At 60.1% G+C, this 23932-nt stretch carries 20 protein-coding genes and 1 tRNA gene; 2 read left to right on the top strand and 19 right to left on the bottom strand.

Going from position 1 to position 23932, the window contains the following annotated elements:
• Positions 1 to 17: 17 nt before the first annotated feature.
• A complete protein-coding gene (locus tag PG900_RS19425) occupies positions 18 to 2594 on the top strand; it encodes an alpha amylase C-terminal domain-containing protein (protein ID WP_270802770.1) in 2577 nt (858 codons plus the stop codon).
• 429 nt (positions 2595 to 3023) lie between these two features.
• Here the strand turns inward: PG900_RS19425 and PG900_RS19420 are convergent.
• The 5 genes from PG900_RS19420 to rpsU form a co-directional block, all read right to left on the bottom strand.
• Positions 3024 to 3100: transfer RNA gene (locus PG900_RS19420), tRNA-Ile, on the bottom strand.
• 195 nt (positions 3101 to 3295) lie between these two features.
• A complete protein-coding gene (gene rpoD, locus PG900_RS19415; protein ID WP_263642045.1) occupies positions 3296 to 5191 on the bottom strand; it encodes an RNA polymerase sigma factor RpoD in 1896 nt (631 codons plus the stop codon).
• Positions 5192 to 5374: 183 nt separating this feature from the next.
• Positions 5375 to 7162, bottom strand: coding sequence for a DNA primase (dnaG, locus tag PG900_RS19410; RefSeq protein ID WP_270802055.1), 1788 nt, complete (start codon positions 7160 to 7162; stop codon positions 5375 to 5377).
• Between the two features lie 88 nt (positions 7163 to 7250).
• The gene (locus PG900_RS19405) at positions 7251 to 7694 is read right to left on the bottom strand and encodes a GatB/YqeY domain-containing protein (protein ID WP_016349543.1); all 444 of its coding nucleotides are present in this window, start codon (positions 7692 to 7694) and stop codon (positions 7251 to 7253) included.
• Between the two features lie 15 nt (positions 7695 to 7709).
• Positions 7710 to 7925 (bottom strand): 30S ribosomal protein S21, encoded by a 216-nt coding sequence (rpsU, locus tag PG900_RS19400; protein ID WP_005309452.1) that lies wholly within the window; start codon positions 7923 to 7925, stop codon positions 7710 to 7712.
• A 179-nt stretch (positions 7926 to 8104) separates the two neighbouring features.
• Between rpsU and tsaD the strand changes: the two genes are divergently transcribed.
• On the top strand, positions 8105 to 9118 hold the full coding sequence (tsaD, locus tag PG900_RS19395) for a tRNA (adenosine(37)-N6)-threonylcarbamoyltransferase complex transferase subunit TsaD (RefSeq protein WP_270832072.1): 1014 nt from the start codon (positions 8105 to 8107) through the stop codon (positions 9116 to 9118).
• Positions 9119 to 9202: 84 nt separating this feature from the next.
• Here the strand turns inward: tsaD and rpoS are convergent, their stop codons facing one another.
• The 14 genes from rpoS to rlmD all read right to left on the bottom strand — a co-directional run bounded on the left by rpoS (position 9203) and on the right by rlmD (position 23813).
• Positions 9203 to 10186, bottom strand: a complete 984-nt coding sequence (rpoS, locus tag PG900_RS19390) for an RNA polymerase sigma factor RpoS (RefSeq protein WP_011704778.1) — start codon at positions 10184 to 10186, stop codon at positions 9203 to 9205.
• A gap of 47 nt (positions 10187 to 10233) precedes the next feature.
• Complete coding sequence (locus PG900_RS19385; RefSeq protein ID WP_270802051.1) at positions 10234 to 11274, bottom strand: peptidoglycan DD-metalloendopeptidase family protein; 1041 nt, start codon at positions 11272 to 11274, stop codon at positions 10234 to 10236.
• 10 nt (positions 11275 to 11284) lie between these two features.
• Positions 11285 to 11866 (bottom strand): YqaA family protein, encoded by a 582-nt coding sequence (locus tag PG900_RS19380; protein ID WP_016349540.1) that lies wholly within the window; start codon positions 11864 to 11866, stop codon positions 11285 to 11287.
• The gene (locus PG900_RS19375) at positions 11863 to 12480 is read right to left on the bottom strand and encodes a protein-L-isoaspartate(D-aspartate) O-methyltransferase (protein ID WP_011704775.1); all 618 of its coding nucleotides are present in this window, start codon (positions 12478 to 12480) and stop codon (positions 11863 to 11865) included. Before PG900_RS19375 ends, PG900_RS19380 begins: the two co-directional genes overlap by 4 nt.
• Positions 12481 to 12484: 4 nt before the next feature.
• Complete coding sequence (surE, locus tag PG900_RS19370; RefSeq protein ID WP_017410638.1) at positions 12485 to 13231, bottom strand: 5'/3'-nucleotidase SurE; 747 nt, start codon at positions 13229 to 13231, stop codon at positions 12485 to 12487.
• On the bottom strand, positions 13212 to 14270 hold the full coding sequence (gene truD, locus PG900_RS19365) for a tRNA pseudouridine(13) synthase TruD (RefSeq protein WP_270802048.1): 1059 nt from the start codon (positions 14268 to 14270) through the stop codon (positions 13212 to 13214). The genes surE and truD overlap by 20 nt, the downstream gene beginning before the upstream one ends.
• Complete coding sequence (gene ispF, locus PG900_RS19360; RefSeq protein ID WP_016349536.1) at positions 14270 to 14746, bottom strand: 2-C-methyl-D-erythritol 2,4-cyclodiphosphate synthase; 477 nt, start codon at positions 14744 to 14746, stop codon at positions 14270 to 14272. Before ispF ends, truD begins: the two co-directional genes overlap by 1 nt.
• On the bottom strand, positions 14743 to 15474 hold the full coding sequence (ispD, locus tag PG900_RS19355; protein ID WP_270802046.1) for a 2-C-methyl-D-erythritol 4-phosphate cytidylyltransferase: 732 nt from the start codon (positions 15472 to 15474) through the stop codon (positions 14743 to 14745). Before ispD ends, ispF begins: the two co-directional genes overlap by 4 nt.
• The gene (gene ftsB / locus PG900_RS19350) at positions 15467 to 15784 is read right to left on the bottom strand and encodes a cell division protein FtsB (protein ID WP_011704770.1); all 318 of its coding nucleotides are present in this window, start codon (positions 15782 to 15784) and stop codon (positions 15467 to 15469) included. Before ftsB ends, ispD begins: the two co-directional genes overlap by 8 nt.
• A gap of 178 nt (positions 15785 to 15962) precedes the next feature.
• Entirely contained in the window at positions 15963 to 17264 is a 1302-nt protein-coding gene (gene eno, locus PG900_RS19345; protein ID WP_011704769.1) for a phosphopyruvate hydratase, read from the bottom strand.
• Positions 17265 to 17353: 89 nt separating this feature from the next.
• The gene (gene pyrG, locus PG900_RS19340) at positions 17354 to 18991 is read right to left on the bottom strand and encodes a glutamine hydrolyzing CTP synthase (RefSeq protein WP_017410643.1); all 1638 of its coding nucleotides are present in this window, start codon (positions 18989 to 18991) and stop codon (positions 17354 to 17356) included.
• A 141-nt stretch (positions 18992 to 19132) separates the two neighbouring features.
• Entirely contained in the window at positions 19133 to 19930 is a 798-nt protein-coding gene (gene mazG / locus PG900_RS19335; RefSeq protein WP_270802044.1) for a nucleoside triphosphate pyrophosphohydrolase, read from the bottom strand.
• An 83-nt stretch (positions 19931 to 20013) separates the two neighbouring features.
• Complete coding sequence (relA, locus tag PG900_RS19330; protein WP_016349532.1) at positions 20014 to 22224, bottom strand: GTP diphosphokinase; 2211 nt, start codon at positions 22222 to 22224, stop codon at positions 20014 to 20016.
• A gap of 266 nt (positions 22225 to 22490) precedes the next feature.
• Positions 22491 to 23813 (bottom strand): 23S rRNA (uracil(1939)-C(5))-methyltransferase RlmD, encoded by a 1323-nt coding sequence (rlmD, locus tag PG900_RS19325; RefSeq protein WP_270802042.1) that lies wholly within the window; start codon positions 23811 to 23813, stop codon positions 22491 to 22493.
• Positions 23814 to 23932 lie beyond the last annotated feature (119 nt).

The following is a 23932-nucleotide window of genomic DNA, read 5'->3' as shown; positions in this document are numbered from 1 at the left end:
TCGAAGGGAAAATCGTCATGCACAGCACACTGCTTCGAACCGCCCTGCTGACGGCGGCACTCGGCTCTTTCAGCCACACTGCCACCGCCGAAGGCGTCATGGTTCACCTGTTCCAATGGAAGTTCAACGACATCGCCAACGAGTGCGAAACCGTGCTCGGACCCAAGGGGTTCGGGGGCGTCCAGATCACCCCACCGGCCGAGCACAAGCAGGGCAGTCAGGTCTGGTGGACCGTCTATCAACCCGTCAGCTTCAAGAATTTCAACAGCTTCGGCGGTAGCGAGGCGGAACTCAGAAGCATGATCGCCCGCTGCAACGCAGCCGGGGTCAAGGTCTATGCCGACGCCGTCTTCAACCAGCTGGCATCGGGCTCAGGCACCGCCACCGGTGGCGGCAGCTACAACGCGGGGCAGTACCAGTATCCCCAGTTCGGCTACAACGACTTCCACCACAGCGGCGACATCACCAACTACGGCGACAGCAACAACGTCTGGAACGGCGCCCTCTACGGCATGCCGGACCTCAATACCGGCTCTCCCTACGTGCAGGATCAGATCGCCACCTACATGAAGACCCTGCTCGGCTGGGGCGTAGCCGGCTTTCGCATCGATGCGGCCAAGCACATGGCCCCAACCGACGTGAAGGCCATCCTCGACAAGGCGGGCAGCCCCAAGGCCTATCTGGAGGTGATCGGCGCAGGCGGAGAGTCCGCCGACATCCAGCCGGGCCGCTACACCTATATCGACACCGTCACCGACTTCAAATACGGCACCGATCTCGCCGCCAACTTCAACGGCCAGATCAAGAACCTCAAGACCCTGGGTGAGAGCTGGGGCCTGCTCCCCTCCGCTAAGGCCTTCGTCTTCGTGGTCAACCACGACCGCGAACGCGGTCACGGTGGGGGCGGCATGCTCACCTTCATGAGCGGTGCTCGCTACGATCTGGCCAACACCTTCATGATGGCCTGGCCCTATGGCTGGAAGCAGGTGATGTCGGGCTATCGCTTCGAAAACATGAGCACCTATGAAACCGACAAGGGGGCTCCGGGCAGCACACCTTGCACGGACAGCCAGTGGAACTGCGAACAGCGCCGGCCGACCATCATGAACATGGCCCTGTTCCACAACCGGACCGAAGGGCAGCCGGTCAGCAACTGGTGGGACAACGGCAACAACCAGATCGCCTTCGGCCGCGGTGACAAGGGCTTCATCGCCATCAACAACGAGAGCGGCAGCCTGGTGGCCTCGCTGCAGACCGGTCTGCCGGCCGGTGAGTACTGCAACCTCTTGGGTGGCAACGACTACTGCAGCGGCGGCTATGTCACCGTCGACGGCAGTGGCAAGGCCAGCCTGAATGTGCCCGGCATGAAGGCGGCCGCCATCATCGCCGGTTGCACCAAGGCCAATCCCTGCGGTGGTTCCGCCCTGCCGGGCACCAAGTTCAGCAGCATGAACCTGCGCGGTACCCACAACGCCTGGGGCAATACCCCCATGACCGTCGATGCCAACCGTGTCTGGTCAGCCACCCTCACCCTGACCGGCAACGGTGACGCCACCGGCGCCCAGCGCTTCAAGTTCGACGTCTTCGGCAACTGGACCGAAAACTACGGCGACAACGAAGGGGATGGCATCGCCGACAAGGGCAGCAGCAAGGACATTTTGGTCAGCGGAGCGGGCACCTACCGCATCACTCTGAACGAAAGCGATCTGCGTTACACGGTCACCCCCCTCACCAGCAACCAGGCGCCGGTGGCCGCCCTCTCTCCCAAGACCCTCAGCGTCAAGGCGGGTGAGAGCGTGGTGTTCGATGCCTCAGCCTCCCGCGACGACGGGGGTGTAGTGAGCTACAGCTGGTCCAGCGGTGGCACCGCCGCCACGGAGACGGTCCGGTTCGATACCCCGGGCACCCATACCGTGACGGTCACCGTGACCGATGCAGAAGGGTTGACCGCCAGTGCCAGCGCTACCGTGACCGTCACCGACGACAACGGCACCTACGCCAGCGTGCTGCCTACCCTGAATTTCCGTGGCACTCCCAATGCCTGGGGCTCTCTTGCCATGACGCTGGTCGCCGACAATCAGTGGGAGGCTCTGGTCACCTTCGATGGTCAGGCAAACCAGCGCTTCAAGTTCGACGTCAAGGGGGACTGGAGCAAGAACTATGGTGACACCAACAAGGATGGAGTGGCCGAACTGGCCGGCAGTGACATCCTGACCTCGGTCACCGGCCAGTATCGGGTACGCTTCAACGATCAGACCCTGCAATACAGCCTGACCCCGGTCAGCGTCGGCTACGCGAAGAACTTCGCCAGCCTCAACATTCGTGGCACCACCAACAACTGGAGCTCCACCCCCATGTCGCTGGTAGGCGATCACCTCTGGCAGGCCAGCATCACCTTCACCGGTAGCGGCGATGGCAACGGCGGTCAGCGCTTCAAGTTAGACGTCAAAGGCGACTGGACCCAGAACTACGGCGACACCAACAAGGACGGTGTCGCCGAGCTGGCCGGCGCCGACATCACCACGGCAGTGGTCGGTGTCTACGTGGTGCGTTTCAACGACCAGACGCTGGCCTACAGCCTGAACGCCCAGTAAGGCTACGCTCGGTCACCAGACCCTGAAGCACTGACCCAGGCCTCCCAGCATCGGCGGGAGGCCTTTCTTATGGCGTCATGCCACCCCTTCCAGCCGGCCGCTCAGCAGGCTGATGACCTGGCAGCATGTCCAGGCTCATCTCAAACCATGCCATCCCTCAACGCCGAGAAAAGGCGCGAACAGCCCACCGCACACAAGCCAAACCGCATGATCACATGACCAGCCTGCCCGGCAGGCTCGGGCGGGAGGATCAGGCTATCCCTTACTTTTGCAGAAAACCGCCACAGCGAGGCTCTGCGACGACTCATGGTGCGAAACCTTGTCCGGTTCTGGCTCTATACGCCGCACTATGGAGCGCATGCCTGAGAGCCGGCGCCGGTGAACGGCAGAAACGAAAAAGCCGCTCAAGAGAGCGGCTTTGTCTGAAAATGGTGGCCCCTGGGGGACTTGAACCCACGACCAATCGATTATGAGTCGACTGCTCTGACCAACTGAGCTAAGGGGCCATTGATACTGGTTTGCGGCGTGGATTATAGGGGATGGCGAATACCCCGTCCATAGGCATATCAACCACTTGGCGAGATTTCATCCATATTCAAGCGGTTCCGTGACTCATCTTCACGCCCCCGTCGCCACGGATAAAACAAAGCCCCGCATGGCGGGGCTTTTTGACAGCGGTTACGGGTTGACCCCGTCCGGGATTACTCGTCCAGGAAGCTGCGCAGTACTTCGGAGCGGCTCGGATGGCGCAACTTGCGCAGCGCCTTGGCTTCGATCTGACGAATACGCTCACGGGTAACGTCGAACTGCTTGCCCACTTCCTCGAGGGTGTGGTCAGTGTTCATGTCGATACCGAAGCGCATCCGCAGTACCTTGGCCTCACGGGCGGTCAGGCCGGCCAGCACTTCGCGGGTCGCGTTGCGCAGGCTCTCGCTGGTGGCGGCATCCGCTGGCAGAGCCAGGGTGGTATCTTCGATGAAGTCGCCCAAGTGGGAATCTTCATCATCACCGATGGGCGTCTCCATGGAGATGGGCTCTTTGGCGATCTTCAATACCTTGCGGATCTTGTCTTCCGGCATGCCCATGCGCATGGCCAGCTCTTCCGGGTTCGGTTCACGACCCATCTCCTGCAGCATCTGACGGGAGATACGGTTGAGCTTGTTGATGGTCTCGATCATGTGTACCGGGATACGGATGGTGCGGGCCTGATCCGCGATGGAGCGGGTAATGGCCTGACGGATCCACCAGGTCGCATAGGTCGAGAACTTGTAGCCACGACGGTATTCAAACTTGTCTACCGCCTTCATCAGACCGATGTTGCCCTCCTGGATCAGATCCAGGAACTGCAGACCACGGTTGGTGTACTTCTTGGCGATGGAGATAACCAGACGCAGGTTGGCCTCGACCATCTCTTTCTTGGCGCGGCGGGCCTTGGCCTCACCGATGCTCATGCGACGGTTGATGTCCTTGATCTGGGCGATGGACAGACCGGTCTCTTCCTCGATCTGCTGCAGCTTGCCGATGGCGCGCAGCACATCTTCGTCCATCTCGACCAGACGCGGTGACCAGGCCTTGCCGGCCTGCTTCTGGTACTCGAACCAGGCAGTTTCGCACTCGTTGTTGGTGAAGGCCGCGACGAAGGTCTTCTTCGGCATCTTGGCCTGCTCAACGCAGAGTTTCATGATGATGCGTTCCTGCACGCGGACCCGCTCCATCATCTCGCGCATGTTGTTGACCAGGCGATCGAACTGCTTGGGCATCAGGCGGAATTGACGGAATACATCGGCCAGCTGGGCAATCGCAGCCTGAGTATCTTCGTGCGCACGACCATTCTGCTGAATGGAGAGACGGGTTACTTCGTACTGGGCGCGCAGATCACCGAACTTCTCGCGAGCGACTTCCGGATCCGGACCACCGTCGCCATCATCGTCGGAGTCATCGCCATCACCGTCTTCATCTTCATCTTCGTCTTCGTCTTCGTCAGCCAGATCTTCTTCGCTGAGCTCGGAGCCGATGTGAGTAGCGGTCGGGGCGACGTCATCGGTCTCGTTGGGATCGATGAAGCCGGAAATGATGTCGGACAGACGCAGCTGTTCCGCTTCGTATTTGTCGTATTGCTCAAGCAGATAGGTAATCGCTTCCGGGTACTCGGCGACGGAGCTTTGTACCTGGTTGATACCGTCTTCGATACGCTTGGCGATGTCGATTTCGCCTTCGCGAGTCAACAGTTCGACGGTACCCATTTCCCGCATGTACATGCGGACGGGATCGGTCGTACGACCAATCTCGGATTCAACAGATGCCAGTGCCTGGGCCGCTGCTTCGGCAGCGTCCTCATCGGCGGTACCACCTTCAGCCATGATAAGGTCATCGGCATCCGGGGCGTTTTCCACCACTTGAATGCCCATGTCGTTGATCATCTGGATGATGTCTTCGATCTGGTCAGAGTCGACAATGTCTTGCGGGAGGTGATCGTTCACCTCGGCATAGGTCAGGTAGCCCTGTTCTTTACCTTTGGCAACGAGGAGTTTAAGCTGAGACTGCGGGGTTTGCTCCATAGAACTCATCCGGTTGGTGTTGCTAGGTTGCGCGTACAGTGCGCTGCTGCGCAAATAGCCAATTCTAATAGAAAACCGCCAGACATGCTATGTCTGGTTGCGGCGTCGGTCATGAGAAACCCCTGCCCGCAGTATTGTCGGGGCCAGGCGGTTATAAAATGTTTGCTTTTAATCCCGTCGATTCGGGCAACGGTATTCATATTGGGGTTAATCACTCAAATATCAAGCCCCACTCTCATTTCTTTTCTCAATTTGCACCTCTCTGATCAGCATCATCAGCTCTTGAGTTTCCTCAGAGCTTAGCCCTTCCTGCGCCACCTTGGCCTGCAATTCCTCGATGCGCTGCTTCAGGAACAGGTTGATGAAACCGACGAAAGTATCCTGCAATTCTCCCAGAATATCCGGCTCCTGGTCGAGTTTTACCTCTTCAAACAGATCGTGCATCGCCAGTTGCGCCAGGATCTCTCCCTCTTTGGTGCCACGCCAGTGCTCCAGCAGGATGCCCGTCGTGACCCCAGGCTGAGTCAGGATCTGTTGATGCAGCTGCAGCAAGAACCTGATGCCCTGCAGGCGCAGTCCAGCCAGTTCAGGCATGGCCGGCAGCTTGGCCGTGATTGCCGGATACTGCACCATCAGTGCCAATGCCCGGCGCAGCGGCGTCAGCTTGGCCGCCTTGGGCTTGTTGACCTCGGCCTTCGGCTGACTGTTGCGGGCAAACAGTTCGGCGATCCGCTGCTTGTTCTCGCCCCAGCGCATCATGCTGGAAAGGCGGGTGATCAACCCTTCGCGCGTGAACCCTTCCGGGACTCGCCTGATCAGCTCGGCGGCCTTGTTGGCCACTTCGAACTTGCCAGCCTCACCGGAAAGTGCCGCATCGCGTCCGAGGCGCTCAAACATGAAGTCAGCGAACGGCTGGGCCTGGTCGAGCAGAGCTTCAAATCCCTCCTTGCCTATCTGGCGTACCAGCGAGTCGGGATCCTCCCCATCCGGCAAAAACACGAACTTGAGTTCACGGCCGTCCTGCAGATGGGAGAGCGCATTGTCCAGCGCCCGCCAGGCCGCTTCCCGACCGGCGTTGTCGCCGTCGTAGCAGCAGACGACCTCGGCCGTGGTGCGAAACAGGGTGTGAATATGGTCGCTGGTGGTCGCGGTACCCAGCGCCGCCACCGCATAATCAATGTCGTACTGGCCGAGCGCCACCACATCCATATAGCCTTCCACCACCAGGATCCGGCGCGGATCCTTGTGTGCCTGCTTGACCTCGTAAAGGCCGAACAACTCCCGCCCCTTGTGGAAGATGGGTGTTTCCGGCGAGTTCAGGTACTTGGGCGTCCCCTCCCCCAGCACCCGGCCACCGAAACCGATGACCCGGCCACGCTTGTCACGGATCGGAAACATGATGCGATCGCGAAAGCGATCATAACTGCCGGGCCCGCTGTCACGAGTGATCAGCATGCCACCCGAGATGAGCAACTGCTCGTGCTCCCGGCTGGCGCCAAAGCGCCGACGCACCTGATCCCAATCGGCAGGGGCATAACCAATGTTGAAGCGCTTGACCACTTCACCGGTCAGACCGCGCCCCTTCAGGTATTCCACCGCCTGCGGCGCGTTCTTGAGATTGCTCTCGTAGAAACGGGCGATCTGGTTCATCAGCTCGAACAGATCCTTGCTGACCGCAGGTTGGCTGCTGCTCGCCCCACCTGCTGTCTGCTCACGGGGGACCTGCATGCCGTGCAGGCTGGCAAGCTCTTCAATGGCATCGGGAAATTCGAGCCCGTCATACTCCATGACAAAGCCGATGGCATTGCCGTGAGCACCGCAGCCGAAGCAGTGATAGAACTGCTTCTCCTGACTGACAGTAAAAGAGGGGCTTTTTTCGTTATGAAAAGGGCAGCAAGCCTGGTAGTTCTTACCGGCTTTCTTCAGCCGCACCCGCGAGTCGATCAACTCGACGATATCGGTGCGTACGAGCAGATCATCGATGAAGGATTGTGGGATCCTGCCTGCCATAACCGTCCTGTTTCATTGCATAGAAAATAAAAAAGCCGCGCATTCCCAGGGAAGCACGGCTTCTTTGACCAAACAAGAGAGTTGCCTGTTACGCCAAGCGGGTTTTCACCTGAGCACTGACGGCGCCGACATCGGCACGCCCCTGAATTTTCGGCTTCAAGACAGCCATGACTTTGCCCATGTCAGCCATGACGGCAGCACCACTTTCAGCGATGGCTTGCTCAATCAGTGCGGCAATTTCGGCTGCAGTCAGCTGTTGCGGCAGGAACTCCTGCAACACAACGATCTCTGCGGACTCTTTGTCGGCAAGATCCTGGCGACCGGCAGCTTCGAATTGACTGATGGAATCACGACGCTGTTTGACCATTTTGGTCACCACAGCGAGGATATCCTGATCATTGAGCTCGACACGGGTATCAACTTCACGTTGCTTGATTTCAGCCATCAACAAACGGATCGCTCCCAAGCGAGCCTTGTCTTTGGCAAGCATGGCGAGTTTTTGTTGATCCTTGAGTTGATCCTTCAGCGACACGGCATGAACCCTTGATTAGTACAGGCGGATACGACGTGCGTTTTCGCGGGACAGCTTCTTGGCGTGACGCTTAACGGCAGACGCTTTGGCACGCTTGCGAATGGTAGTCGGCTTCTCGTAGAACTCACGGCTACGAACTTCGGACAGGATACCGGCTTTTTCGCAAGAACGCTTGAAGCGACGCAGAGCAACGTCAAACGGCTCATTTTCACGGACTTTGATTACTGGCATGTGCCTTTCACCTCAGTGATAAATTGTTAGCTGACCTTCAATCGATCAGCATGTCTTAAAATGGTGCGAAATTATACTCTGGACAGGGAATGAAAGTAAACCCACAGAGATCGCTCTGGTTTAAAAAACCCGCGAAGGTTACCATAGCCGTCTCATTTTAGCAGTGAAATTTTTTAGCAATGCGTGTATTGGGCATAGAGACATCCTGTGACGAAACCGGGATCGCGATCTTCGACGATCAAAAAGGGATCCTTTCCCACCAGTTGTATAGCCAGGTCAAGCTGCATGCGGACTACGGCGGCGTCGTTCCCGAGCTGGCCAGCCGGGATCACGTCCGCAAGACGATCCCCTTGATCCAGGCCGCGTTGCGAGAGGCGGGACTGGGCAAGGACGGCATCGACGGCATCGCCTACACCGCAGGTCCGGGCCTGGTTGGCGCCATTCTGGTGGGGGCCACCATAGGCCGCTCGCTGGCGATGGCCTGGAACAAACCGGCCATTGCCGTGCACCACATGGAAGGCCACCTGCTGGCGCCCATGCTGGAAGAGCGAGCCCCCGAATTTCCCTTCGTGGCCCTGCTGGTCTCCGGCGGTCACTCCATGCTGGTTCGGGTCGATGGCATCGGCAGCTACCAGCTGCTGGGCGAGTCGATCGATGATGCTGCCGGCGAGGCGTTTGACAAGACCGCCAAGCTGATGGGACTGGATTACCCAGGCGGCCCGCTGCTCTCCCGGCTGGCGGAGAAGGGCACCACTGGACGCTTCACCTTCCCGCGTCCCATGACCGACCGCCCCGGGCTCGACATGAGCTTCTCCGGCCTCAAGACCTTCGCCGCCAACACCATCGCCGCCAACGGTGATGATGAACAGACCCGTGCCGATATCGCCCGAGCGTTTGAAGACGCGGTAGTTGACACCCTGGCCATCAAGTGTCGCCGTGCCTTGAAGGAGACCGGCCTCAATCGCCTGGTGGTGGCCGGCGGCGTCAGCGCCAACCGTCACCTGCGCGCCCAGCTGGCCGAGCTGATGGAGAGCCTCAAGGGGGAAGTGTTCTATCCGCGCACCGAATATTGCACCGACAATGGCGCCATGATCGCCTATGCCGGCATGCAGCGCCTGAAAGCCGGGGTCTTCGAGCCACTGGTAGTCAAAGCCGTGCCACGCTGGCCGCTGGATACCCTGGATCCGGTTTGATCCAGCGGATCCTGCCAGCATGAAAAAGGGGCCTTTGGCCCCTTTTTGTTTTGCTTGGTAAGCATCTTCGCTCACTCGCAGCCATTAGTTGGTACGGAATAGCGCCTCGATGGAGAGCCCCTGCCCCAGCAGGATCTCCCGCAAGCGGCGCAGCCCTTCTACCTGGATCTGGCGAACCCGCTCGCGGGTCAGACCAATCTCGGCACCCACGTCTTCCAGAGTCGCCGGCTCATAGCCGAGCAGACCGAAGCGACGGGCCAGCACCTCGCGTTGCTTGGGATTAAGCTCCTCCAGCCAGTGCACTATGCTGGCGCGCATGTCGTCATCCTGGGACTCCAGCTCAGGGCCCATGCCACGCTCGTCGGAGAGCACATCCAGCAGCGCCTTGTCGCGATCGCCACCGATGGGGGTATCGACCGAGGTGATCTTCTCGTTGAGCTTGAGCATGCGATTCACATCGTCTACCGAGCGATCCAGCGCGAAGGCGATATCTTCCGCCGTCGGTTCATGATCGAGCCGATGGGAGAGTTCACGGGCGGTGCGCAGATAGACGTTCAGCTCCTTGACCACATGAATGGGCAGACGAATGGTGCGGGTCTGATTCATGATGGCCCGCTCTATGGTCTGACGGATCCACCAGGTGGCATAGGTAGAGAAACGGAAACCGCGCTCGGGATCGAATTTCTCGACTGCACGGATGAGGCCGAGGTTGCCCTCTTCGATAAGATCGAGCAACACAAGGCCGCGATTGTTGTAGCGACGGGCGATCTTGACCACCAGTCGCAAATTGGACTCGATCATGCGCTTGCGGGCGGCTTTGTCACCTCGCAAGGCACGACGGGCGTAATAGACTTCTTCTTCGGCGGTGAGCAGCGGGGAGAAGCCAATCTCCCCGAGATAGAGCTGGGTGGCGTCCATCACCTTGTTCAGTTCAGGCGCCATCAGTTCATCGGAAATCGTCTCTTCGGCCTCGGCCGCGACTTCCTGAACCTCTTCCTCTTCGTGGGTCTCCAGCTCTTCGTCGAACTCTAACTCTGCATCCTGCATAACCAGTTGTTCTTGGCTCATGGCGTGTCTCCCTGACCGGCACCAGAGTAAGACTTAACTCTCTGGGTCTAACGCTTTGGCAAATGGCTCATCGGGTTAATCGACTTGCCTCTGTACCGGATTTCAAAGTGCAATCGCACATCCGGCGCGTCCGTGCTACCCATGTTGGCAATGACTGATCCGCCTTTGACGCTGTCCCCTTCCTTCACTCGCAACTCGTCGTTGTGGGCGTAAGCAGAGAGGTAATCATCATCATGTTTGAGAATGATCAGCTTGCCATAACCCCTCAGTGCGCTACCGGCATAGACGACCTTGCCGCCGCTCGCCGCGTAGATGGGTTGCCCCTTCTGACCGGCGATATCTATGCCCTTGTTACCCTGTTCTGCAACAGAGAACCCCTCGACGATCCGGCCCTTGGTAGGCCAGTGCCAAGATAGCTTGCTGTAGGAATTGTCTGATTTTTGTTCTTTTACCTGAGCGTATTCTTTTGAAGATGGCTGAGCAATCGTTTTCTGTTTGATAAATGGAGTGGTCGTACCTGAGGTCGCCGGCGCCAGGGGTTTGGGGCCGGAGCTCTGGGTCACCACCGGGCGCGTCGCCGCCACCATCTGGCCACTGTCGCTGCTGGCGGACTGCACATTCAGCACCTGCCCGACCTGCAGGGCAAAGGGCGCCTGCAGATTGTTGCTTTGTGCCAGAGTCTGATTCGACATGCCAAACTGGCGGCCAATGCTGCTCAGCGTGTCCCCAGGACGGACCTGATAGGTGCCTGCACTGCGCGCAACGGCCATGGTGCTGCCGGAGGCATCGAGCCGGATCTGTTGACCCGGATAGATGTTGTAGGGGGGGCTGATGCCGTTGAGACTGGCCAGCGAGGGCACGTCATTGCCCGAATTGAAGGCGATGGAGTAGAGGGTGTCCCCTTTTTTCACCGTGTAGCTGTTGCCCTGAATGGCGGGCTGGGCCGCTATCTGGCGAGCCGGAATGGTAGAGACGAGACCATCATTGCCCAATCCTTGTACCGGAGCAGCAGTCTTACTGGAAGAGCAAGCGAGCAGCAGCCATGACAACACGACGACACTGCTTCCTTGCCAAACACGCGAACGCATAGTGGATCCTTTAACGACTAAACCAGAAATAGGCCACAACGGCCAAACCAATACAGAGCCAACCCAGCACATCCACATAGTGCATCAGCTTGCGCTCCATCTTCTCGCCACCCCAGCGCATCAGACCTGCCACCAGGAAAAAGCGCATGCCACGCCCGATCAGCGAGGTCACGATGAAGGGCAGCAGTGCCATTTGCAACAGGCCGGCCGTCACGGTAAACACCTTGTAGGGGATCGGCGTGAAACTGGCAATAAAAATAACCCAGATGCCCCACTGCTCGAACCATTGCCGGGCCAAGGCAATCTTGTCTTCATAACCTACCGAGACCACCAGCGGCTGGACCACCGGCTCCCACAGGGCATAACCGAGCAGATAGCCGAACAACGCGCCCAGCACGGAGAACAGGGTCGCCAGTGCGGCGTAGTGCCAGGCCTTGTGCGGTCTGGCCAGCGCCATGGGGGCCAGCATCACGTCCACCGGAATGGGCCAGAACACCGACTCGATGAAGGCGGTGATCGCCAGATACCAGGGGGCATACTTGTGACGTGCCCACTGCATCACCAGCACATAGAGGCGGGAAAACAACTTCACTCGACATCTCCGTCAATCAGGGGGACGAAACGGACCGGCTCCAGGATGCGGCTGGTCAGCTGGGAGCCCGACCGCTCGATCAGCTGCAGGGTCTGCTGGCTGTCCCCCACCGGCAACACCAGCCGGCCACCGTCGGCCAGCTGATCGGTAAGGGCCGTCGGTACCTCGCTGGCGGCCGCCGTCACCAGAATGGCGTCGAAGGGGCCCTTGTTGGGCCAGCCCAGCCAGCCATTGCCGTGCTTGGCGGAGACATTGTGCAGATCGAGCTGACGCAGCCGGCGCCGGGCCTGGAACTGCAGCGACTTGATCCGCTCCACCGTATAGACGTGCTCCACCAGATGAGCCAGCACCGCCGTCTGATAACCCGAGCCAGTGCCGATCTCCAGCACATGGGCCGGATCGTTCTGGATCAACAGCTCGGTCATCCGCGCCACCATGTAGGGTTGCGAGATGGTCTGACCGTGGCCGATGGGCAACGCCGTATTGTCCCAGGCCTTGTGGGCCATGGCTTCATCCACGAACAGCTGACGCGGCACCTTGGCAATCGCCGCGAGTACGCGGAAATCACGAATGTCCTGCGCGATCAGCTGGTTTAACAGGCGCTGTACTATCACACCTTCATCCCTGCAGGTCCAACCAAGCCCCCAGCCCCGCCAGACTGCTGTAGGCAGTCATATCGATGGTCAGGGGGGTGATCGAGACGTAGCCCTGCTCGATGGCGGCGAAATCCGTGCCTTCGCCCGCATCTTGCTGGCTGCCGGGCGGGCCGATCCAGTAGATGGGCTGGCCACGGGGATCCTCGCTGCATATGACCGACTCCGCCCGGTGGCGGTTGCCAAGGCGCGTCACCCTGATCCCCTTGATCTGGTCGAGGGGCAGGTCCGGCACATTGACGTTGAGGATCTGATCGGCGGGCAGCGGGTGCACCATCATGCCCTTCACCAGCTGGGCGGCGTAGTGGGCCGCCGTGGCGAAATGGGTCTTGCCTACCAGCGAGATGGCCAGCGAGGGGAAGCCGAGGTGGCGTCCCTCGGTTGCCGCCGCCACCGTGCCCGAGTAGATGACATCATCCCCCAGATTGGCACCGTGGTTGATGCCGGCCACCACCATGTCGGGCTCCGGGCGCACCAGCTCGTTGACCGCCAGGTGCACGCAGTCGGTCGGCGTTCCCTTCACCGCATGATATCCGGTTTCGGCGATGCGGGTGACCCGCAGCGGCACTTCCAGCGTCAGGGAATGACTCGCCCCGCTGCGATTGCGATCCGGCGCCACCACGATGACCTCGCCACAGGCAGCCAGCGCCTCGCTGAGGGCTCTTATGCCCTCCGCATGCACACCGTCATCATTACTGACCAGAATTCTCATCGGACTGATTCCTGAAACCATGATCGGCCTCTTCGGCCTGCATTAACTCGCGCACCACGCTGGTGGCAAACGCCCCGGCCGGCAGGAAGAACGACAGGGTCAACACGGCCCCCTCCAGCTGCCAGCTCATGGCTTGCGGCTTGAGCAGCAGCGGGCGGCGGTCCTGGTCCAGCCCGGCTTTTTCCAGGCCGTCACACCAATCGTGATAGGGGGCCAGCACGCTCTGCTCGAACTCGGCGGCGGCCCCCTGGCTGGCCAACCGGCCACGGCCCCACTGGGGCCCGGTGAGCTGCACGTCGCCTGAGGCGAGACGTGCCTCCAGCTCAGGGGTCACGCCCTCTTCGCTGAAGATGGAGTGGCTGCCCTTGAGCATCACACAGTCGCCGGCCAGCAGCTGATGGGCCAGTCCCTGCTCGATGCGGGCACTGACGATGGCATTGAACAGCATGCTGCGGGCAGCGGAGAGATAGAGGGAGCGCTTGTTGCGATCCTTGATCCGCTTGCCGGCGAACATCGCCTTGGCCGCCTCCAGGTTGTTGCCGCCCCGGCCGAAACGCTGTTCGCCGTAATAGTTGGGTACCCCCTGCTCCGCGATGGCCTGCAGGCGGGATTCCAGACCGTCGGCCTGCTCCAGCCCGGTGAGGCGCAGGATGAAGTGGTTGCCCTTGAGATAGCCGACCCGCAGCTTCTTGTTGTGGCGCTTCACCTGCAGGATCTGGATGCTGTCGCTCTCGATCACGGAGAGATCCGGTTCTGCCTTGCCCGGCAGATGAATGCCGAACCACTGTTCGGTCACCGCGTGGCGATCTTTCAGCCCGGCCCAGGTCACCGCATTGCGGTTGACCCCGGCCGCATCGGCCAGCAGACCAGCCACCCAGGCGGTATTCTCTCCAGTTTTACGCACCCGGACGAAGATGTGTTCCCCCTCTCCGCAGGGTTCAAACCCGAGATCTTCATTGACCACGAAATCGGCGGCTTGCGCCTTGAGGATGCCGCGGGCAGTCGGCGCCCCGTGCAGATAGGCAAGTTGTTCCAGCATTATTGTTTCACCAGTAAGACGACGGCTTCGGTGGCGATCCCTTCCTTGCGCCCCGTGAATCCCAGCTGTTCGGTGGTGGTCGCCTTGACGTTCACCCGGTTCAAATCACATTGCAGATCGGCGGCCAGCACGGCGCACATGGCTTCGATATGCGGTGCCATCTTGGGCGCCTGGGCAATGATGGTCACATCCAGGTTGCCGATGGCATAGCCCGACTGCTGTACCCGGGCAAACACGTCCCGCAGCAGGATGCGGCTGTCGATCCCCTTGAACTCGGCGGCGGTATCGGGAAAGTGACGGCCGATATCGCCGGCCCCGATGGCACCGAGCAGCGCATCGCTCACCGCGTGCAGCACCACGTCACCATCGGAGTGAGCCAGCAGGCCCTGCTCATACGGCACCGCCACCCCGCCCAGCATGCAGGGGCCAACCCCACCAAACTTGTGTACATCAAAACCATGTCCAATCCGGATCATGCCAGCTCCTCTGTGGGTGAATCGGGTTGCGCCGGCTGGCGCGCGTTCTGTTGCTGCAAATAAAGCCCCGCCAGAGAGAGATCCTCCGGCCGGGTCACCTTGATATTGTCGGCTCGTCCTTCCACCATCCGCACCGTGAAACCGGCGCGCTCCATGGCGGAGGCCTCGTCGGTGATGGTGGCCCCCAGCGCCAGCCCCTCTTCCAGTGCCAGCTTGAGCGGTCTGGTGGGAAACATCTGGGGGGTCAGGGCATGCCAGAGCTGCTCGCGATCGACGGTGGCGAGGATGTTGCCCGCCCCGTCGGAGCGCTTCATGGTGTCGCGCACCCGGCTGCCGAGGATGGCGCCATCACAGGCCATGGCGGTGGCAATCAGCGCATCGAGATCGCCGTGGGTCAGGCAAGGGCGGGCAGCGTCGTGCACCAGCACCCACTCCCCTGCGGCCACCTGCAACGCATTGAGCACGGAAAAAGCCCGCTCGGCGCCCCCTTCCACTCGCAGGATCCTCGGATCGGCGGCCACGGCCAGGGTGTCGAACCAGCGGTCATGGGGAGCCAGCGCCACGATCACCTGAGCGATGGCCGGGTGGGAGAGCAGCCGGGTCAGGGTATGTTCCAGAATGGTCCGACCCGCCAGCTGCAGATACTGTTTGGGGCACTCGGCTCCCATTCGGCTGCCGATGCCCGCGGCCGGGACGATGGCGGTCAGCCCGGGGCGGAGATCAGTCATCGTAGGCTGCGTCTCCGGAGCTGGAACCCTTGTCTTTGTCCTTGGGGATGATCCGATAGAAGGTCTCGCCCTGCTTGATGTAGCCAAGATCGTTGCGCGACAGCTCCTCGATGGCTTCCAGGCCCGAGGTTAGATCGTCGATCTCGCGATAAATCAGGTTGTTGCGATCCTTGAGTACCAGATTGTCCTGCTGCTGCCGGGTGATGGCATCGGACAGCTCATGATAGTCAGACAGGCCGTTCTTCCCCAGCCAGAGGTCATATTGAAGCCCCCCCAACAAGAGAAGCAGGATAAGAGTGAGTAGCCGCATGCACTGAGTCTCCTTCAAGCGGCCTAGTTTCCCATATTCGCAGGCAAGACAAAAGAAAGCCTGTGCCTCGGATGGGTTGGGCCGGAATAAAAAATGCAGAAACCCGCCGTGGCGGCGGCAGAAACAAAAAAGCCCCGCCGATTGGCGGGGCTTTGCAAAGCGTGGAAGCAGGCGAAAATTAAGCCTGGTTCTTCACTTCTTTCAGACCACGGAACGGAGCCTTGGCACCCAGCGCTTCTTCGATACGGATCAGCTGGTTGTACTTGGCAACACGGTCAGAACGGCTCATGGAACCGGTCTTGATCTGGCCAGCAGCGGTACCAACAGCCAGGTCGGCGATGGTCGCGTCTTCGGTCTCACCGGAGCGGTGGGAGATGACGGCAGTGTAGCCAGCGTCTTTGGCCATCTTGATGGCAGCCAGGGTTTCGGTCAGGGAACCGATCTGGTTGAACTTGATCAGGATGGAGTTGGCGATGCCGTTGTCGATACCGCGCTTCAGGATCTTGGTGTTGGTTACGAACAGGTCGTCACCCACGATCTGGATTTTCTTGCCCAGTTCAGCAGTCTGGTAGGCGAAACCGTCCCAGTCAGATTCGTCCAGGCCATCTTCGATGGAGACGATCGGGAACTTGGTGGTCAGGTCAGCCAGGAAGTCGGAGAAACCGTTGGAGGTGAAGACACGACCTTCGCCTTTCAGGTTGTACTCTTTCTTCTCTGCGTCGTAGAACTCGGAAGCAGCGCAGTCCATGGCCAGGGTGATGTCGGTGCCCAGTTTGTAACCGGCAGCGGCAACGGCTTCGGCGATCACTTCCAGCGCTTCGGCGTTGGATTTCAGGTTCGGAGCGAAACCACCTTCGTCACCAACAGCAGTGTTGTAGCCCTTGGACTTCAGCACTTTGGCCAGGTTGTGGAACACTTCAGCGCCCATGCGGACAGCTTCTTTCAGGGTCTTGGCGCCAACCGGCTGGATCATGAACTCCTGGATGTCGACGTTGTTGTCGGCGTGCTCACCACCGTTGATGATGTTCATCATCGGCAGCGGCATGGAGTAGACACCCGGGGTGCCGTTCAGCTCGGCGATGTGGGCGTACAGCGGCATGCCTTTGGCAGCAGCGGCAGCTTTGGCGTTGGCCAGGGAAACAGCCAGGATGGCGTTGGCGCCGAACTTGGATTTGTTCTCGGTACCGTCGAGGTCGATCATGATCTGGTCGACAGTGGCCTGGTCCTTGGCATCTTTACCCAGCAGAGCTTGAGCGATCGGGCCGTTTACGGCTTCGAGGGCTTTCAGCACGCCTTTACCCAGGAAACGGCTCTTGTCGCCGTCACGCAGTTCCAGCGCTTCGCGGGAACCGGTGGACGCGCCAGACGGAGCGGCTGCCATACCAACAAAACCACCTTCCAGGTGAACTTCGGCCTCAACGGTCGGGTTACCACGGGAGTCGATGATTTCACGACCGATCACTTTAACGATCTTGGACATGTGTATTTCCTCAGGTTTCGTAAAAAAACAACAAAAATATGCCAAAAAAAGCGGCTGCGGCACAGGGCCCCAACCGCATTTATTTTCAATTACTTCAGATTACGCTTCTGATACTCGCCTGCCGCCTTCACAAAACCGGCGAACAGGGCGTGGCCATCACGGGGAGTCGAGGTGAACTCCGGGTGGAACTGCGCGGCCACGAACCAAGGGTGATCCGGGATCTCGATAATTTCCACCAACTTCTTGTCGGCGGAGAGACCGGTCACTTTCAGGCCTGCTGCTTCAATCTGCGGCAGCAACTTGTTGTTCACTTCATAACGGTGACGGTGGCGCTCGTAAATGGTCGGGCTACCGTACATCTGGCGCACCTTGGAACCTTCAACCAGGTGGCAGAGCTGGGAACCCAGACGCATGGTACCGCCCAAATCGGACTTCTCGGTACGAGTCTCGACGTTGCCTTCGTCATCCACCCACTCGGTAATGAGACCCACCACCGGATAGGCACAATCCTTCTTGAACTCGGAAGAGTGAGCCCCTTCCATGCCCGCCACGTTGCGGGCGAATTCGATCATGGCAACCTGCATGCCGAGGCAGATACCCAGGTAGGGGATCTTGTTCTCGCGAGCATACTGGGCTGCCTGAATTTTGCCTTCCACGCCGCGCTCACCGAAGCCACCCGGCACCAGAATCGCGTCCAGACCTTCCAGCAGCTCGGCGCCACGGGTCTCGATGTCCTGGGAATCGATGTACTTGATGTTGACGGACAGACGGGTCTTCAGGCCACCGTGCTTGAGCGCCTCGTTGACGGACTTGTAGGCATCCGGCAGGGATACGTACTTGCCGACCATGCCGATGGTCACTTCTGCGGTCGGGTTGGCCTCTTCATAGATGACCTGTTCCCACTCGGCCAGGTCGGCCTCCTTGCACTCCAGACCGAAACGCTCGGTGAAGTAGGAGTCCAGATTCTGGGACTTGAGCAGTGCCGGGATCTTGTAGATGGAGTCGACGTCTTTCATGGAGATGACGGCGCGCTCCGGCACGTTGCAGAACAGGGCGATCTTGGCGCGCTCAACGGCCGGAATGGCACGGTCGGAGCGGCAGATCAGCACGTCTGGCTGGATACCGATGGAGAGCAGCTCTTTGACGGAGTGCTGAGTCGGCTTGGTCTTCACTTCACCGGCGGCAGCCAGGTAAGGAACCAGCGTCAGGTGCATGAACATAGCATTGTTGCGGCCCACTTCGGCAGCCAGCTGACGAATGGCCTCGAGGAACGGCAGGGACTCGATGTCGCCCACGGTACCGCCCACTTCGACGATAGCAACCTGATGGCCTTCGGCACCGGCAATCACCCGCTCTTTGATGGCGTTGGTGATGTGCGGAATCACCTGAATGGTTGCGCCCAGATAGTCACCACGGCGCTCTTTGCGCAGCACGTCTGCATAGATGCGACCGGTGGTGAAGTTGTTGCGGCGGGTCATCTTGGTGCGGATGAAACGCTCGTAGTGGCCCAAGTCCAGATCGGTCTCGGCCCCGTCCTCGGTTACGAACACTTCACCGTGCTGGGTCGGGCTCATGGTGCCCGGATCCACGTTGATATAGGGGTCCAGTTTCATGATGGTCACATCCAGACCACGGGCTTCCAGAATGGCTGCCAGAGAAGCAGCGGCAATGCCTTTGCCGAGGGATGAAACAACGCCACCAGTTACAAAAATATATTTTGTCGTCATGCTGAACCTGAAAGAAGTTTAGGGAATTTTAAGGGGTGCTTCGGGGATGAAGCAGGACGGGGAAACAGTATACCAAAACCCCCTCTCCCAAACAATGAACAAAAATCTATCAGGCTCCCGGCGCCCCCATCTTGCGCCAAATCAACTTTGTTCGGTTTCCTTGGCCCTGTCCCAGGCGGCATCGAGCTTTTCCAGCGAACATTCGCTCACTTTCAGCCCTTCTGCGGCGATAAACTGCTCAACCTGACGAAACCGGCGTTCGAACTTGGCGTTAGCGCCCCGCAGCACCTGCTCCGGATCCTTGCCCAGATGGCGCACCAGATTGACGGTGGCGAACAAGAGATCGCCGAGCTCATCGCTCACCCGCACCTCGTCCACATCGGCCATCAGCGCCTCTTCCATCACCTCGTCGATCTCCTCGTGGATCTTGTCCACTACCGGGCCCAGCGTCTTCCAGTCGAAGCCGACAGTGGCGCAGCGCTTCTGGATCTTGGCGGCGCGGGTCAGAGCCGGCAGCGAGAGCGGGATGTCGTCGAGCACGCTCTCCTTGTCGAGCGCAGCCCGCTCTTTGGCTTTTTCTGCCTCCCAGTTCACCTTCACCGCCTGCTCGTCGCCAAGGTCGGCATCGGAGAAAACATGGGGATGGCGGCGGATCAGCTTCTCGCTCACCGTATCGACGATATCGGCAAAATCGAACAGCCCCTGTTCCTTGCCGAGCTGCGCGTAGAACACCACCTGAAACAGCAGATCGCCCAGTTCACCCTTTAATCCGTCCCAATCCTGGGTTTCGATGGCATCGGCCACCTCGTAGGCCTCCTCCAGGGTGTGCGGCACTATGGTCTGGAAGCTCTGCTTCAGATCCCAGGGGCAACCCCCGTTCGGGTCGCGCAATCTGGCCATGATGTCGAGCAGTTGAGGCAGGTCGTAACGTTGGGACATGGGATATTCGCTTCTTGATTCGTAACGCAGGGGAAAACAGTGACCGACCTGGCGGTCGGTCACGAGTTGGTTGTTAATGACAATCAGAGGCGCTTGGCGCTGATCACGTCGTTGAGCTGACTGAGCTTGGCCAACGCCCGGTTGAAGGCGTTGATGTTGTAAATCTCCAGCTCCATGTCGATCTCGGCGGTCTGCTCGCGCACGTTGGAGCGCGAACGCACCCCCATCACGTTGATCTTCTCGTTGGCCAGCACAGTGGTGATGTCGCGCAGCAGGCCGGAGCGGTCGTTGGAGAGGATGCGGATGGTAAGGCCGTAGCCACCGGAGTAGTTCTCCCCCCATACCGCGTCGATCAGCCGCTCCGGGTTGCGACGGGAGAGCTCTTTGAGCTGCTCGCAATCCTCGCGGTGGATGGAGACGCCGCGCCCCATGGTAATGAAACCCTGGATGCCGTCCCCCGGAATGGGCTGGCAGCAACGGGCGATATGGGTCATCAGGTTGCCAACCCCTTCCACTACGATGTGATCCTTGGGCTTGGGCCGGAACGGCACGTTGGCCTTCTGCTCCAGCTTCTCCAGCAGGCGGCGATCTTCCTCTTCCGCCGTCGGCTTGTTGTAGCGGGTGTCCAGGTAGTTGAGCAGCTGGTTGATGCGGATGTCGCCACTGCCGATGCCGGCCAGCAGATCTTCCAGCTCGTCGGCATGGAAGCGCTCCAGCACCACCTTGTCCACCTTGGAGAGGGTCAGGTTGTGCCTGTCGAGCTCCTTCTCCAGCAGCTCCTTGCCGGCGGCAATGTTCTTGTCCCGATCCAGCTTCCTGAACCAGGTGGCCACCTTGGCCCGCGCCCGGCTGGAGCGCAGGAAGCCGGAGTTGGGGTTCATCCAGTCGCGGCTCGGGTTCGGCTCCTTCTGGGTGATCACCTCCACCTGATCGCCGGTCTGCAGCGCATAGGTGAACGGCACGATGCGGCCGTCGATCTTGGCGCCGATGCAGCGGTGGCCGATCATGCTGTGCACGTGATAGGCAAAGTCAAGCGGGGTGGCGCCCGCCGGCAGATCGATGACATCCCCTTTCGGGGTGAAGACGTAGACCCTGTCCTCGAACACCTGACTGCGCAGATCTTCGAGCAGGGAGCCGCTCTCGGAGAGATCTTCCTGCCAGGCGAGCAACTTGCGCAGCCACTCGATCTTGTCTTCGAAGGTGTTGGCCTTGCCGCCGGCTTGGGCCCCTTCCTTGTAGCGCCAGTGCGCCGCCACGCCGAGCTCGGCATCCTGGTGCATCTGGTCGGTACGGATCTGGATCTCCACCGTCTTGCCCTCGGGCCCCACCACGACTGTGTGGATGGACTGGTAACCGTTGGGTTTGGGGTTGGCGACATAGTCGTCAAACTCGCGGGGAATGTGGTGGAAGTGGGTGTGGACGATGCCGAGCGCCGCATAGCAATCCTGCAGCCGCTTGGTCACCACCCGCACCGCCCGCACGTCGAACAACTCGTTGAATTCGAGGTGCTTCTTCTGCATCTTGCGCCAGATGCTGTAGATGTGTTTCGGCCGGCCGTAGACCTCGGCCTCGACCCCCGCCTCTTTCAGGGCATCGCGCAGGGACTGCACGAACTCGCGGATGTAGCGCTCCCGATCGAGCCGTTTCTCGTCGAGCTGCTTGGCGATCTGCTTGTAGGTATCCGGGTGCAGATAGCGGAAGGCGAGATCTTCGAGCTCCCACTTGAGCTGACCGATGCCGAGCCGGTTGGCCAGCGGCGCGTAGATGTTGGTGATCTCCTGGGCCATCAGCACCCGGGTCTCTTCATCCGCCTTCTTCGCTTCCCGCAGGCAGGCGATCCGCTCCGCCAGCTTGATCACCACGGCACGCACATCCTCGACCATGGCGAGCAGCATGCGGCGCACGTTGTCGACCTGTTCCGGCGAGGTTTCGCTGCGGTGCAGGGTCTGCAGGGAGCGGATGGCCTCCATCTCCAGCACCCCTTCCACCAGCTTGGCTATCTTGGGGCCGAAGTCCTCGTCCATCCGCTCCTGGCTGATGAGACCGGCTTCGACGAAGGGATAGATGATGGCGGCCTTGAGGGTGCCGAGATCCATGCTGAGCATCAGCAGGATGCCCACCATCTCGACCCCGCGGACCAGCAGGCGATTGGTGAGCGCTTCGTCACCGAGTGTCAGACAGTACTGGTAGACGGTTCGCAGCTGATCCTTGTCACTGTCACTCAGGGTGAGCGAGCTGACCCACTCCTCCAGGGTGAAGTTGTCTTTCAAATGAATATCGCGAACCGCAACCATGGTATCAATCCTTTAAATTATTGGGCCGAAGGCTGTCGCCCCCTCCCCCTCATGAGAATGCCTCAAATGGGGATATGCGGAGATTTTTTCAAGGCATACTGTCAAGAAAGACAATAGAGTTCTCCGCCAACCCCTGCCGATTTACGAGGGTCTAGATTACCCCAATCATGGCCGCCCAGACAGCGTTATGGACCGGGCAAATGCCACCCAACCTGGCGAGCCGACGCCCCTTTGGCCATAGCGTTTCATCTGCCCCGCAGCGTCCGTTACTTGCGCTCGAACAGCGCCATGGACTCCAGATGGCCGGTGTGGGGGAACATGTCGAGCATGCCGAGGCGCACCAGCCGGTAGCCCCCTTTCACCAGCACCTGGCTGTCGCGCGCCAAGGTGACCGGATTACAGGAAACGTAGACCACCCGTCTGGGTGAAAGTTTCACGACGTGCTCCATCACCTCGAACGCGCCGGGACGGGCCGGATCCAGCAGCACCAGATCGAAGCCTTCCCGTGCCCAGGACATGCCGGCGATGTCGCCGCTCAAGTCCGCCTTGTAGAAACGGGCATTGCCGATGCCGTTGCGACGGGCGTTCTCTTCGGCGCGCGCCACCATGGCCAGCTCCCCTTCTACTCCCACCACTTCACGGGCCTGACGGGCCAGCGGCAGGGTGAAGTTGCCGATACCGCAGAACAGATCGAGCACCTTGTCATCCTTGCCCGCCTCCAGCCAGGAGAGCGCCTGCTCCACCATGCGCTGGTTGACCGGCGCGTTGACCTGAATGAAGTCACCGGGAGCGAATGCAAGAGACAGGCCATCCAGCGAGTAGGAGGGGGCAAACTGCTGGTGCAGCGGCTCAATCTGCTCGTCGCCCGCCTGCAGATAGAGATCGATCCCCTGCGTCTTGGCAAACTCGATCAGCTGCGCCCGATCCGCCTCGGTCGGTCGGCCGGTATGGCGCAGCAGCATCAGGATCCCCTGCTCGGCCTGGATAAGCTCCGCATGGCCCAGCTCGCGCTGGCTCTTGAGACGGTTGAGGCACTCGCGCAGCGGGCTGATCAGCACGGAAAGCGACTTGGCCAGCACCGGGCAACCGCCGATCTCCACCAGATCATTGGACTGGCGACGACGAAAGCCCACCCGGGTGCAGCGGCCGTTCTTGTCGAACTTGATGGCCAGCCGGCAGACCCGGCGATAGGCGCGGGACTCTCCGCCCAGCACGGGCTCGAGCGCCGGAGGCTGGATGTTGCCAAGCCGCTCGAACAGACTGACCAAACCGGCCTCCTTGGCGGCACGCTGATCCGCTTCAGCCAGGTGCTGGGCGCTGCAGCCGCCGCACTCGCGGTAGTGGCTGCAGAAGGGGGCGATGCGATTGGCCGCCGGGGTCACCACCTGTTGCAGGGCGGCGTGGGCATACTGCTTCTTGTCTTCGAGGATGCGGGCCTTGACCAGCTCACCGGGCAGCGCCCCTTCGATGAAGATCGCCTTGCCCTGGTGGCGGCCGATCCCGACGCAGTGGTGATCCAGGCTGTCTACCGTAAATTCAATGCGTTGGGGCTGGGTGGATTTCTTTTGGGGCTTGAAAAACTGGGCCATAAAACTTGGTGCCTATAGGTGGCTATGTCATGATTGTGGAATCTGCAGCAGGCTATTGTCCCACAAGAATAATAGTATGACCAAATACGGCCTGTGGGCCCGCTCCCGCTCGTTTACGC

Origin of the sequence: Aeromonas sp. QDB03 (assembly GCF_027707985.1) — a bacterium.
GTDB classification, from domain to species: Bacteria; Pseudomonadota; Gammaproteobacteria; order Enterobacterales; family Aeromonadaceae; genus Aeromonas; species Aeromonas hydrophila.
The sequence above is the reverse complement of the archived record's forward strand: the minus strand, read 5'-3'. Positions and strand labels throughout refer to the sequence as shown.

Bases quoted from the DNA above. Each gene is read 5' to 3' on its own strand.
- mazG (WP_270802044.1), bottom strand. From the start codon at position 19,930: ATGTCCCAACGTTACGACCTGCCTCAACTGCTCGACATCATGGCCAGA.
- ftsB (WP_011704770.1), bottom strand. From the start codon at position 15,784: ATGCGGCTACTCACTCTTATCCTGCTTCTCTTGTTGGGGGGGCTTCAA.
- rlmD (WP_270802042.1), bottom strand. From the start codon at position 23,813: ATGGCCCAGTTTTTCAAGCCCCAAAAGAAATCCACCCAGCCCCAACGC.
- tsaD (WP_270832072.1), top strand. From the start codon at position 8,105: ATGCGTGTATTGGGCATAGAGACATCCTGTGACGAAACCGGGATCGCG.
- rpsU (WP_005309452.1), bottom strand. From the start codon at position 7,925: ATGCCAGTAATCAAAGTCCGTGAAAATGAGCCGTTTGACGTTGCTCTG.
- ispD (WP_270802046.1), bottom strand. From the start codon at position 15,474: ATGACTGATCTCCGCCCCGGGCTGACCGCCATCGTCCCGGCCGCGGGC.
- dnaG (WP_270802055.1), bottom strand. From the start codon at position 7,162: ATGGCAGGCAGGATCCCACAATCCTTCATCGATGATCTGCTCGTACGC.
- pyrG (WP_017410643.1), bottom strand. From the start codon at position 18,991: ATGACGACAAAATATATTTTTGTAACTGGTGGCGTTGTTTCATCCCTC.
- relA (WP_016349532.1), bottom strand. From the start codon at position 22,224: ATGGTTGCGGTTCGCGATATTCATTTGAAAGACAACTTCACCCTGGAG.
- PG900_RS19425 (WP_270802770.1), top strand. From the start codon at position 18: ATGCACAGCACACTGCTTCGAACCGCCCTGCTGACGGCGGCACTCGGC.
- PG900_RS19385 (WP_270802051.1), bottom strand. From the start codon at position 11,274: ATGCGTTCGCGTGTTTGGCAAGGAAGCAGTGTCGTCGTGTTGTCATGG.
- ispF (WP_016349536.1), bottom strand. From the start codon at position 14,746: ATGATCCGGATTGGACATGGTTTTGATGTACACAAGTTTGGTGGGGTT.
- truD (WP_270802048.1), bottom strand. From the start codon at position 14,270: ATGCTGGAACAACTTGCCTATCTGCACGGGGCGCCGACTGCCCGCGGC.
- surE (WP_017410638.1), bottom strand. From the start codon at position 13,231: ATGAGAATTCTGGTCAGTAATGATGACGGTGTGCATGCGGAGGGCATA.
- rpoS (WP_011704778.1), bottom strand. From the start codon at position 10,186: ATGAGCCAAGAACAACTGGTTATGCAGGATGCAGAGTTAGAGTTCGAC.
- eno (WP_011704769.1), bottom strand. From the start codon at position 17,264: ATGTCCAAGATCGTTAAAGTGATCGGTCGTGAAATCATCGACTCCCGT.